The following is a 12714-nucleotide window of genomic DNA, read 5'->3' on the forward strand; positions in this document are numbered from 1 at the left end:
CTCATCATCTCCTTTCACGTTATTTCGTTATTTGTAAGATGAGGCAGAATAAGACGCATGTTAGTTCCACTTCCCACTACACTTGAGATTTCCATTCGATACGGGGCGCCATGCACCAGCTCAATTCTTCGCACAACACTTCGCACGCCAAGACTTTCTCGTCCATCTGTACGTTGAGGCAGTGATGTGCCCTGTACACCTAAGATTTGTGAGATCGCTTTCTCATCCATGCCACACCCATTATCCGTCACATCTATTTCTAGATATCCATCTCGGCCGCTTGCTCTAATAATCAGAACTTTATGTGATACCATATTGCGGAATGCATGCATGAACACATTTTCTACCAGAGGTTGCAGGAGCGAGCGCATCACCTGAACGTCCATGACGTCCTCATCCACTTGAATAATAGCCTCCAAATCAGTCTCAAACAGTTCCTTCTGTATCTTCAAATAGTTGCGGATCTGTTGAAACTCTTCCTTAACGGTAGTCAGTGTTCGCACAGGCATCAACGAATATTTGAGCATCTCCGATATGGCAGCAATCAAGGCAGCGGTCTCGGTTTCATCTTGTAAATAGAGTTTCCAGTAAATTTCATTGAACATATTATGCAGAAAATGAGGATTTAACTGCGCTTGCAGCGCCTTAAGCTCAGCCTCTTTCTCACTTAATTGCGTCATGTACACTTCCTTAATGAGTCTTCCAACTTGCTCAGCCATGGCATTAAAGCTTTCGCCGATATACGCTAATTCATCGTGAGTTCGTATGTCAATTCGTGTTTCGAAATCGCCGGATCTTACTTTGCGCAGACCTAGCAACAGCTCCTTAAGAGGACGGAGCAAATTCCCCGTGGACAAAATAATTAGCACACTCGCAAGTAGAATACTCACCAAACCCGAGTACACAATCATCTTAAATAAATCACGGCTTCGGGATTGTATCTCCGTTAACGATGTTCCACTGACGAGTTTAAAATTCGTCACCTCGGATTGTCCTTGTACATACAAATGATGCTCCATTAATTGCGTTCGATTCATCGTTTGAAGCTGCTCTAGCTGATCATGAGGGACTGGTGAATTCGTAAATAAAAGCTCACTATTCTTATTAAACAAGTAGACCTGGCCTTGGCCTGCCTTCGTCAGTTCCTTGAGCGATCCTGAGAAAAAGGATTCATCAAAAGCCATAACAAGTACACCATACGTTGTCAAAAAACTATTTTTCATAAACCTAGCGACAATAATCGTGTTTCGATAACCGCTCGGCTCTATCGAGGAGGCGAGTGGCATGCTCATCCATACGAGATCACCAGAAGTATCGCTAATTTTGGAACGGATTTCTTTGAAAACGTTTTCATTTGGCGCATTAATCGTAGATGTCGTATAGCTGAAATACGATGGATTCCCATTCAAATCATAAAGGTACATGCCAGTGATATAAGGCGCATCCGATTTGAGCTGATAGACCTGATCTTCAATTTGCTTTTTATCATAATACCGATCAAAGGCATCAGAGCTTTCATTCAAATTAATGCGTGAAATCAGCTTCTCAATGGATGGATTAAATACCACGGTTTGAGAAATTCGAACTACCTCTTGCACCTTAAGATCCAACTTCGCCAGCGCTTCTTCGTTCGTGCTCGAAAACTGCTTGCTGATTTCTTCTTCAAACAGGTTCAAGTTATAACGATAAGTCAAATAACCGGTTAAGCAAAAAGCCAATAAAATAATGATCGATAAACTGAGAATTAGTTTCACCCTGAAGCTGCGATTAATCATGATTACATTTCGAATCCAGGATAGCATCTCATGACCCCTTTGTTAGAAGTGACCTAACCTTTGACGATATTATAACAACATTTATTGTTTTCTCGCTAACTTTTTAGTTTCATAACCTAAAACAAAGCAAAACCGATGTCCCTAAATTAAGGGAGCATCGGTCCTTTTCATCTCATCTATTGTTTAAAAGTAGTCAACAACCGCTTAACGGATTCACCATATTCGTTCGCGAAAACCTCAAAAACTTTGACCTGAATCGGGAAATCAAGTTGATTGGATCTCGCATTTAAATCGATTGTGTTGGTACCATTGTACAAACGGCCTTCTCCTGATAAAGCTTCAACGGCTTTCCCAACTGGATTTCCAACATTATCAAATAATTCGAATGAGAGCTTACTATTAAACTTATCCACCGTGACCATTTTATCTGGCTTGATGCTCAAATCAAGCTTCAGCTTATAATCATAACTCATATTGGCTTGATACATAGCTGAAATCGTCCAATCTTTGATCGTGATTTCATAGGGATACACATTCATTATTTTACTTATCTCATCATTCTCCTGTACAGGTACCTTTGCTGTGGCAAGAAGTGATTTGAACGATACTTCTCCATTCGATTGTTGGCTGTAGAGGTTCATTTTCAAACCTTCCCCCGTCTCTGAGGCAGGTAGTGCATAGGAATAGCTAACCACATAGGAGGCATTAGGGACAACACTTAGTGCGGTAGCTTCTTGTCTTCTTCCCCCATAAGCATAACCGTCAATACTCACAAGTTCCGTTTGGATCGCAGGAATTGGAATTGGACGATCACTGTTGTTCGTCAATTTGAACTTGGCTACTGCGGTGTTGAATCCATCATCTTCGTTACTTGTTACGTGTAATTCAACCAAAGACACATCGACATTAGACGGAACGAATTTATTCGTTGAATCTAACCTAACTGGCGTACCTAACGTATATTCCGGGGCAGGGATGACGCCCTGTGTCGCGGCTCCTGTTGGGAGAAGTATATTGACACGACCTACCCGATAGGTGTCTTCAACGAGCTTACTATCCCCCGTCGCAACGGCAAAACTCTCCGGTGTTACTACATTCAAGCTGGTGAATGCCGTATCCAGATCTGTTGGAATGACGATATGGATATATTTCTTCTCACCTGGATCAAGGACGACCGAGGTTTCAGCACGATTACCGGAGTAAACGTTACGCTCTGTCTTCCCATCGATTCCAAAGTTTGGCACAGTCTGACGCTCTTTCGTTGCATTTACGACCGCAATTTGAACAACCGTGGAAACACCTTTGGCTGTAATTTCTTTATGAATGTCGACAGGAATGAAGTTAAGTGGCGAGCGCAATGAAGGTAAAGTAAATGCTTCTCCCCATTTCAGAATCGCGGTAGAATTCGTTATTGTACTGTCACTGCCGTTCCACACCATACCAGCATCAACAGGGACCGTAAGCAGCGTTGTTTCTTCTTTCGGATACACTTCCATATTCACATCTATGAAGTTAAGGCTCGTTACCTCAACATCGTCACTGCGATCAACGATCGACAGGTAACTGAGCTCCAACTGACTCTTGGGTTGGATGGATTTCGGATTTTTGACACTAGGCTGCAGAGTATATTCGATGCCATCTGCCATCATCACCCGTAGTTCAAAGTCAGGTACACGCGTGATTTTATCACTTGTATTTCTCATTCGAATGACGGTACCTAACTTCGTCCGATCCGATTCGTGCTCATTGAGCATACTTTTTATTTCAATCTCAATTTTATTAGAAAGCGCATAGCTAACATTCGTACTTGCTGCAGCTAGTGCTGCCAAGTTCTGACCATCCGCAGCCCAAGCAGGTATAGATGCAGCAGATAAAAGTACAGCTGATAGAACGAGAGTAGCCAAAGATCTTTTCATCTTCATAGTCACTTATTTCTCCTCCTCTAAAATATTAGGTTAGTTACTCACTTTGACCGTATCTTGATCTTTCAGTTGATGTTGTCCGGAAATGACCAGAATCTCTCCTTCTTTAACCCCTGAAATGACTTCCTGATTCGTCTCATTCAACCGACCAAGTTCAAGTTTACGTTTCTGTACCTTATCGCCATCTACAACATAAACATAGTTATTTCCGCCTTCACGAACAATACTAAGGCTTGGAATGACAGGCACGTTTTGTTCATCATCTTTGGTTAGTTCCACTTGTGCCTTAGATCCTGGTTTCAGCTTGCCATCCGGGTTCGGAACTTCCAATTCCAGATCATAAGCTTTGGATTGTCCATTAATCACATCCGATAAATAGGTCACCTTGGCTCCTGCTTTCGTCGTTACGCCAGGTATATAGAAAGTCAATTCACTCTTACCTCTTACAAGATTAGCTGATTCTTCGCTAAGTTGAGATTTAATTTTAATTGGGTTCGTCTGTTGCACTTCCCCAACGCGACCACCTGGCGCTAGGGTCTGACCGACCGTAACATTGAGATCCGTCAGCCTACCTGAAGCAGGTGCTTTTACTTCAAGATTGCTGAGCGACCTCTCGATATTCTTGGCATTTACTTGGGCCGATTCCAAACTGGACTCCACTTGGGCAAGCGAATTCGTCTCTTGCAGTGTCTTCAGAGATCTACGTGCGCTTGCTAAATCTTTCTTAGTATTAGTAAGCGCCGTTTCCGCCTTCTCTAGTTGAGATTTTGTAGCAGTTCCTAGATCATATTCATTGCGAGCCGTGTTGTAGGCTTTCTCTAGATCACCAACGGCGGTTTCCAATTTAGAAACACCATCTTTGGCATCTTCAATCCCGTTCGAAGTTTTCTGTTTTGCCTCCGTAAGTCCGGCCTGTGCTCCTTTGATACTTACTGCATTCAAATCCTTTTGTATTAGCACATCCGTTGGATCCAATCGAAAGAGCACGTCCCCCTTCTCCACGATATCTCCACGTTTTTTCAAGATTTCTATGATTTCGCCACCAGACTTGGCGATAATATCTAATTGAACGGATGATACGACATCACCCACTTGTTCAATCGGTTCACCAATCTTTTGCTTCGCGACTTTGGCTGTTTTCACTACTTTCTCACCTTGCTGGGTGGCTGTTGTTGCTGCAGGACTTACAGCTGGTGATGCGGAACATCCTACGGCTATCGCCGCGCTAAGCGCGAGGACACCGAATATCTTGGTGCTCTGTTTAATCATAAACAACTCACGTTTCATAGTCATATTCCCCTTTTCCCCGATATAGATGATTAATGTGCAGATGCTGCTTGTTCCGATGGATTGGAAATCAACTTTCGTTTTCGATTGAAGAAGCCGCCTTCTCTTTTCTTAAATAAGAACTCATACATAATAGGTACGATTACCAGCGTTAGTAGCGTAGAAGTCGTAAGACCACCAATAACCACAACGGCCAAACCTTTAGAAATGATCGTTCCTTTGGATAATCCAAGTCCTAGAGGCATCAGCGCAAGTATCGTTGCGCCTGCCGTCATGATAATCGGTCTCAATCTCGTAATTCCAGCTTCAATTAGCGCATCACGAATCGAGTAATCTTGCTCTTTTAGTTGCTGTACGCGGTCTACAAGTACAATCGCATTGGTGACAACGATACCGATCAGCATGAGAAAGCCGATGAGTGAAGTTACATTAATCGATTCGCCCGTTATTAGTAGTCCTAAGAGGCCTCCAATAGCAGCTAGCGGCAGAGAAAACAGAATGGCAAGCGGCGCCCTAGCATTACCAAAGGCAATAACCATAACCATGTAAACAATGAAGATGGATGCAATAATGGCCATAAACATTTGCATGAAACTTTTTTGGATATCGTCGGATACACCCTTTACTTCACGAGTGACGCCAGAAGGCAGTTCTAACTTAGCCAGTTCTTCCGTCATTTTCTTGCTGACGCCGCCTTTATCCGTCGCATTAATTTTGGCACTTACACTCACGATTTGTTCTTGATCTTCACGACTAATGCTGTTCGGTGCCTCAATCTGTTCAACACGAGCTACTTCATTTAACTGTATGGTTTGGCCAGTAGGCGTCTTGATTAAGAAAGTACCCAATTTATCCACGGAGTTTTTGTACATCGGATTCAACATCACCTTTGTGGCGTAAGTGATGTTATTAAATTTCAAATCACCTAACTTCTCTTCTGCGATCCAGGCGTTGACTGCTTGCAATATTTGAGCACTTGAAAGTCCGTACAATCGTGCTTTGTTTTGATTGACGACAATCTCGACTTCCGTTTTGGAATCACTCAAACTGTCTTTAATGTCATTCAGCTCAGGGAATTCTTTCATTTTATCTTTGACCAACTGTGAGGCTTGCTTGAGATAAAGCTGGTCATCCCCTTTAAGGGAATAGGAGAAGTCAGCTCCTGTTGCAGTAGGAGGTCCTCCTGTAAACAGTGTAATATTCACATCTGATCCATCTGGCATCAGTTTTAACATGTCTTCCTTATACGTTTTGACACCCTCAGTCGCATTGGTTTCAGCTGTTAGCTCGAAGAACATCATGGCTCGATACGCATAGCGATCACTGCTTTGGTTATATCCAACAAGCGATTCGATGTACTTAAATGCAGATTTGCCTGCTGTGTCTGTGTGTAATTTTAAATCTTTTTCAAGTTCTTTGGACATCTCATTCATCATCTCAATGGATGTTTCACGCGGCATTTTAATCTCAATAACACCTTGTTTGACTGCTTCACTATCCGGCATAAAAGCTACCGCTAAATTAGGCACTGTAATGATGATCGAGATAACAAGGGTAACGCCAGCTAGCAATAATGTCTTGATACGGTTATTTAACGACCAGATAAGTGCCCTCTTATATTTCACTCCCATAGGCCCAACGTGATTCTCGTCGTGACTTGTAAGTTTCTTGCTTTTAAGCACCATAATCTTCGCCAGCATCGGAATTACGGTTAAGGCAACGAGTAATGATGACATTAAAGCTACGACAAGCGTTATGGCAAAAGGACGGAATACTTCACCAACAACCCCACTTACGAACCCAATAGGACCAAATACACCAACTGTTGTAATGGTTGAAGAGGTAATTGCACTTGAAACCTGTTTCGTTGCTAATTTTATAACGGATTCATTACGATCTTGCGCTTTTTGCAGCTGACTATAGATATTTTCAATAACGACGATACTGTCATCCACAACTCGCCCGACTGCAATGGCCATTCCACCTAATGTCATGATGTTTAGAGAAATACCTAGAGGTCCCATAAATAGTAATGTTACAAGGATTGAGAGAGGAATTGACACGAGTACAATGATTGTCATACGAGCATTACGTAGGAAAAGCAAAATCATTAAGGAAGCAAGTATGGCACCTAAACCACCTTCTTGCACCATTCCGTGGATGGAATCTTTAATATCGTTGGCCGAGTTGTAGATTTTGTGGAATTTCACGCCTGGCAGCGTTTGGCCCCAGTCTGTCATCAACTTATCAGCACTATCTGCAAATTCAACAGCGTTCGCGGCTTTCGTTTTGTAAAGCAATACGCCGATCGCTGGCAGATCATCTAGTCTTGCAATGAACTTGGACTCACTGATTGCTTCAACTTTGGCAATTTGTTTGAGAAGCAGTGTATCGCCTGTTTTCGTTGTGATTTTCAAATTATCCAAGTTATAGATCGTATCCATTTCGCCTTTGACTCGAACCATTTGCGTGTTTCCATTGAAATCTACCGTACCTGCCGGGCTAGATACCAATGAGGCTTTAATCAAGCTTGAAACATCAGATGGTGTTAACCCATAATTGTTTATCGCAGGCGCATCAAGCTTAATGGTAAGAACAGCATCCTGATTGCCTACAGAGTCTACATGGTCGATTCCTTTGAGCCCATTAAAGCCAGGAAGAATCGTATCTTTGTAGGCTTTATCCAGCTCAGTTTGGTTCATTCCTGTCTCACCGTATACCGCCAAATAATAGACTGGTTCTGAAGCAAAACCCGCTGTTAACACTTTGGGCTTCTCCGATCCTTGCGGCAGCTTAACATTCGAAATCAAGCTCTCCACATCTTTTTTTACATCTTCCGGCTTCTTATCTTGGTCTAACTCTAGGATAATCTGTGAGTAATTGTCCTGTGATCCAGAGCTTAGGGTTTTGAGTCCATCCAACCCTGCAACAGCCTTCTCTAATGGCTTCGTAATTTCATCAAGAACATCCTTCGGAGGTGCTACATAGGTAGTACTAATAATAACAACCGGAAATGTAATGTCAGGCATGCTTTCTACCTTTAGTGTGGTTGTAGAATAGGTTCCTCCTACGACCAACAGCAGCATGACGATGAAAATCGCTGCCACATTTTTCATTGAAAACTCAGTTAACTTGGACATTCTCACTTCTCCCCTGTCACCAGCTTTAATACTTACATTCTTACTACTCACTCTTTCATCATACTTGGCATTAATTGACAATAAGTATACTAAAATTGACAATTCTATGTTTTCTCGAACACGATTTATTATAGCTTTTCATCTTAATAAAAACAGGTGAGCAAAGTCATATTTTAGTCATATTTTGGTAATACGAACAGTTAAACGCTTGTGACTTCATGTGATTCCAACAAAAAAAAAACCGATGCTCCTCCACATACGAGGGCATCGGTATGAAATTCTTTAGACACGAAAAACCAGTAAACGCAAAGTTTACTGGTTCTTTTATCTCAACCTCTGATCAAGCTAGCCAAGCAGCTCCCGCAATCGCGCAGGATAATCCGTAATAATGCCAGTGACACCAGCAGCAATCAATCTCTTAAAATCAGCAATCTCATTCACTGTATACGGATAAACCGCCAGCCCCGCAGCTGCAGCCGCGGCAACATCCGCCTCGTTGATGCTGTGTTGATATGGATGTAAGGAATTGACGTCTACGCCAAATTGCCCCGCATAGGCCGCATGATCTAGTAAATTAGCTGCATAGAGCAGCCCCACTTTGGCTTTTGGCTGAACTTGTTTGATCCTGTGCATCAATTTGTGGTCGAAAGAAGAAATGACGGTATCTTCCCATCTATCCAATTCATCTAATAATGCCAACAGCGCCTTCTCCATCTTTCCCTCGTAAGCGTGCTTTATCTCCACATTGATGAGATGTCCCCGTGGTACAAGCTCGTATACTTGACGTAGATGAGGAATTCTCTCTCCGGTGAATGCTTCCGAGAACCAGAATCCAGCATCCAACGTTTTCAATTCTTCCCAGCTCTTTTCACAAATAAGTCCAGAGCCATTGGTCGTACGATCCAACGTTAGATCATGACACACGACAACCTCTCCGTCTTTCGTTATCTGAACATCGAGTTCTATCCCTTCAGCCCCTTGTTCGAAAGCTAATGCGAACGAGGCTATTGTGTTCTCGGGGGCTTCTCCAGCTGCTCCGCGATGTCCTATCACGATCGGTTTTTGGTTATTCATAATTCACTCTCCTATAAAGATAAGCTATTGAATACGCTCAAATTATAGTTGAATTCACCTGATTTTGCCCAGTCTACAAGTCTATTGATTTTGTAAAGGTTTCAAGATTTATACAAAACATTCACATGAATTTGACATTGGTCAAATAAACGACGGTTAATCTAATACACATAAGTGCTTGTCGAATAAAGGGTCATGGAGGAGCTTGCAATGAATGCTATGGAAAGAGATTTACCTCACACAAGTAAAATAAACACAAAGACACATACAGCGTATCCACGAAAGGCAGTATTCAGTCAAAGCTGGATGGAGACAATCCTTGGTTATGTCTTCTTATCTCCGTCACTCCTGCTGTTTGCAGTCTTTTTATTCTATCCCTTGATACAAACCTTCTATCTCAGTCTACACGAAACCGATCCGCGAGGCAGGGTAGCTTCCTTTGTTGGATTCGATAATTTCACGGCTATTTTCACCTCAGAACGATTCTATCAAAGTTTGGGAGTTACAGGCCTCTTTACACTGCTAACTGTTCCTACCGTGATCGTTATCGCATTAATCCTTGCAGCTTTGACGCATAATCAGCTCAAAGGGATGCGAATCTTTCAATTTATTTTCTCCCTACCTGTCGTGCTGTCGGTAGGGACTTCCGCCGTAATCTGGATGATGCTCTTTCACCCGAGTGTCGGTATGTTGAACTACCTGCTCGAGCAAGTCGGATTAGCACCGGTAGCTTGGCTGACAGACCCTAGATGGGCACTGCTTTCCGTATCCATGATGACGGTTTGGATGAATCTCGGCTTCACTTACATCGTCCTGCTCAGCGGCCTGCAAGGCGTTCCAGATGAGATCTATGATAGTGCCAAAATCGATGGATCCGGTCCCATTCGCACCTTTATCCAAATCGTCTTACCATTACTTTCACCAACGGTCTTCTTCGTCACAATCGTATCCATCATCGGTGCTTTTCAGTCTTTCGGACAAATTCATATCCTGACCAAAGGTGGTCCCGTCAACTCCACAGATGTACTTGTATACACCTTATATCAGGATGCCTTTATTAACTTCCGATTCGGAACAGGCAGCGCGCAAGCGCTTGTGCTCTTCACCATTATCCTTATTTTTACGGTCATTCAGTTTAAAGTATTTGAAAAGAAGGTGCACTATCAATGATGACTCGTTTGCAAAATACCTTCGTCTACACCTTATTAATCATCTGTGCAGCACTTGTTCTTTATCCCATTTTCTATACATTTTCATCCGCCTTGATGACGCCCGAAGAAGCTTCCGCCTATCCGCCTAAATTCTTGCCTAGCAGCTTCTATTTAGGCAGCATAATGGCCGTCTTCAAGCTTGTGCCTATCGCCAAATTTGTAACCAATAGCCTTATTGTCTCTATTGTTATTACGCTGGGACAGCTCATTACATCGAGCATGGCTGCCTATGCCTTCACCAATATTCGTTTTAAGGGCAAGGCCTTCATCTTTGCGCTTTTCATGGCCACCATGATGATTCCGTGGGAAGTCACCATAATTCCCAATTATTTGACCATCAAAAAATGGGATTGGCTCGATAGCATGCAGGGACTGACCGTTCCGTTCTTAGCGACTGCCTTCGGAACCTTTCTTCTGCGTCAATTCTTCTTACAGCTGCCCAAAGAGCTGTTCGAAGCAGCACGCATCGATGGATGCGGTCACTTCCGCATGTTCTTCCGGATTGTGCTTCCGCTTGGTCGTCCAGCCTTGGCAACACTAGCTGTTTATGCCTTTTTAAATGCCTGGAACATGTATCTCTGGCCTCTGCTCATTACGAACAGTGAAGCCATGCGTACTGTGCAAATTGGCATCGCGATGCTGCAATTCGAAGAATTGACGGTATGGAATTTGGTTCTGGCTGGTGCAACCATCGTTTTACTGCCGTCCCTATTATTGCTTGTCTTGGGGTTAAAGCAACTTGTTCGCGGTCTTACAGCTGGTGCTGTAAAAGGTTAATCCATCTTTGATGGCCACTCTGTTCAGTCTCTATGCTGAAGCAGATTTCCATATATTTTAGATAAAACAAAAGGGAGAGAAATAGAATATGAAATCATTGAAAACAAGAAGTTCCATCCTTGCTATGACGGCAATTATGGTACTGTTAACTAGCGCATGCGGCAAAGCAGAAACGACTACTTCAGGCAGTACGACAGAAAGCAAACCTGCTACAAGTACAGCAGCTGCGGATGTTAAGAAGCCGACTGAACCCGTTAAAGTAATCTGGTGGCATTCCATGAGTGGAGAGCTTGGCAAAGCCGTCGATAAATTAGTGGCAGATTTCAATAGCTCTCAGAAGAATGTCCAAGTTGAGGCTGTCTTCCAAGGTACTTATGATGAGAGTATTAACAAAATGAAAGCTTCGATGGATACCAAAAGCGGTCCTTCCCTCATTCAGGTTTATGAAATTGGCTCCCGCTTCATGATCGATTCCAAAGCCATTACACCGGTTCAAAAATTTGTGGATGCGGATAAATTCGATCTTTCACAGCTCGAAGAGAACATTCTTAATTATTACAAAGTCGATGGTAAACTGAATTCCATGCCATTCAATACGTCTAATCCAATCTTGTATTACAACAAAGATATGTTCAAAGCTGCCGGTCTTGATCCAGAAAAACCACCAACGACATACGAAGAAATTGCGAACGCATCTAAAGCATTAAGTAAAGACGGGAAATCAGGTTCTTCCTTTGCCATCTACGGTTGGTTCATGGAACAATTCTTCGCGAACCAAGGCGTTGAATTCCTGAATAACGGGAACGGTCGTACTGCTGCTGCAACAGAAGCCTTGGTTAACAATGAAGCTGGTGTCAAAACGCTCACATGGTGGAAAGAGATGGTCGACAACAAAACATCCGCCAACCTTGGCCGTAAAACAGATGACACGAAAAAAGCTTTTTTAGCTGGCCAAATCGCCATGACATTGGATTCCACGGCATCTCTTCGCGGTATTGTCAGCGGAGCTGAAGGCAAATTCCAAGTAGGTACAGGCCCGCTTCCTAAGCCAGCTGATGCCAAAGAAGGCGGCGTCGTTGTAGGTGGTGCGAGTCTCTACATCTTGAACAACAAGTCGGAAGCCGAGCAACAAGGCGCATGGGAATTCATTAAATTCCTAACGAATCCGCAAACACAAGCTTGGTGGAACGTAAACACGGGTTACTTCCCAATTACTAAAAAAGCTTATGATGAGCAGATTATCAAAGATAACATCACGAAATTCCCACAATTCCAAACGGCTATTGATCAATTGCACAAAACGAAAGCGAACACAGCTACGCAAGGTGCAGTTATGGGTGTATTCCCAGAAGCTCGTCAAATCGTCGAAACGGCTATTGAAGAGGCTCTGACTGGCAAAAAGGCGCCAAAAGAAGCACTGGATAACGCTGCTAAGAGTATTACTGAGAAAATTGGAGCTTATAATAAGACAGTGAAATAATGAAAAACAAAACCGATGTCCCCGAATCTTTGGGGGCATCGGTTTTCT

At 43.0% G+C, this 12714-nt stretch carries 8 protein-coding genes; 3 read left to right on the forward strand and 5 right to left on the reverse strand.

All coding sequences use genetic code 11. From position 1 onward, the window contains the following. Nucleotides 1-14 precede the first annotated feature (14 nt). The 5 genes from AC58QT_RS17575 to AC58QT_RS17595 form a co-directional block, all read right to left on the reverse strand. Nucleotides 15-1802, reverse strand: coding sequence for a cache domain-containing sensor histidine kinase (locus tag AC58QT_RS17575; RefSeq protein WP_497410158.1), 1788 nt, complete (start codon nucleotides 1800-1802; stop codon nucleotides 15-17). Nucleotides 1803-1951: 149 nt separating this feature from the next. Next, nucleotides 1952-3703 carry a hypothetical protein gene (locus AC58QT_RS17580; protein WP_497410159.1) on the reverse strand — a complete coding sequence of 584 codons (1752 nt, stop codon included), beginning with the start codon at nucleotides 3701-3703 and terminating at the stop codon, nucleotides 1952-1954. A 27-nt stretch (nucleotides 3704-3730) separates the two neighbouring features. Further along, nucleotides 3731-4984, reverse strand: coding sequence for an efflux RND transporter periplasmic adaptor subunit (locus tag AC58QT_RS17585; protein WP_497410160.1), 1254 nt, complete (start codon nucleotides 4982-4984; stop codon nucleotides 3731-3733). A gap of 32 nt (nucleotides 4985-5016) precedes the next feature. After that, a complete protein-coding gene (locus AC58QT_RS17590; RefSeq protein ID WP_497410161.1) occupies nucleotides 5017-8124 on the reverse strand; it encodes an efflux RND transporter permease subunit in 3108 nt (1035 codons plus the stop codon). A gap of 345 nt (nucleotides 8125-8469) precedes the next feature. Next, on the reverse strand, nucleotides 8470-9198 hold the full coding sequence (locus tag AC58QT_RS17595; RefSeq protein ID WP_497410162.1) for a glycerophosphodiester phosphodiesterase: 729 nt from the start codon (nucleotides 9196-9198) through the stop codon (nucleotides 8470-8472). 306 nt (nucleotides 9199-9504) lie between these two features. On the opposite strand from AC58QT_RS17595, the gene AC58QT_RS17600 reads away from it, so the two are divergent. The 3 genes from AC58QT_RS17600 (at nucleotide 9505) to AC58QT_RS17610 (ending at nucleotide 12666) form a co-directional block, all read left to right on the forward strand. Continuing rightward, nucleotides 9505-10368 (forward strand): carbohydrate ABC transporter permease, encoded by an 864-nt coding sequence (locus AC58QT_RS17600; RefSeq protein ID WP_497410326.1) that lies wholly within the window; start codon nucleotides 9505-9507, stop codon nucleotides 10366-10368. Beyond that, nucleotides 10365-11186 (forward strand): carbohydrate ABC transporter permease, encoded by an 822-nt coding sequence (locus AC58QT_RS17605; protein WP_497410163.1) that lies wholly within the window; start codon nucleotides 10365-10367, stop codon nucleotides 11184-11186. Before AC58QT_RS17600 ends, AC58QT_RS17605 begins: the two co-directional genes overlap by 4 nt. Before the next feature lie 88 nt (nucleotides 11187-11274). Then, nucleotides 11275-12666, forward strand: coding sequence for an ABC transporter substrate-binding protein (locus tag AC58QT_RS17610; RefSeq protein ID WP_497410164.1), 1392 nt, complete (start codon nucleotides 11275-11277; stop codon nucleotides 12664-12666). The last annotated feature ends 48 nt before the right edge of the window (nucleotides 12667-12714 follow it).

Source organism: Paenibacillus sp. J31R109, assembly GCF_059692055.1.

What these genes read in the sequence shown, in the direction of transcription:
- AC58QT_RS17575 (WP_497410158.1), bottom strand. Translation starts at nt 1,802, where the DNA reads ATGCTATCCTGGATTCGAAATGTAATCATGATTAATCGCAGCTTCAGG.
- AC58QT_RS17585 (WP_497410160.1), bottom strand. Translation starts at nt 4,984, where the DNA reads ATGAAACGTGAGTTGTTTATGATTAAACAGAGCACCAAGATATTCGGT.
- AC58QT_RS17590 (WP_497410161.1), bottom strand. Translation starts at nt 8,124, where the DNA reads ATGTCCAAGTTAACTGAGTTTTCAATGAAAAATGTGGCAGCGATTTTC.
- AC58QT_RS17595 (WP_497410162.1), bottom strand. Translation starts at nt 9,198, where the DNA reads ATGAATAACCAAAAACCGATCGTGATAGGACATCGCGGAGCAGCTGGA.
- AC58QT_RS17600 (WP_497410326.1), top strand. Translation starts at nt 9,505, where the DNA reads ATGGAGACAATCCTTGGTTATGTCTTCTTATCTCCGTCACTCCTGCTG.
- AC58QT_RS17605 (WP_497410163.1), top strand. Translation starts at nt 10,365, where the DNA reads ATGATGACTCGTTTGCAAAATACCTTCGTCTACACCTTATTAATCATC.
- AC58QT_RS17610 (WP_497410164.1), top strand. Translation starts at nt 11,275, where the DNA reads ATGAAATCATTGAAAACAAGAAGTTCCATCCTTGCTATGACGGCAATT.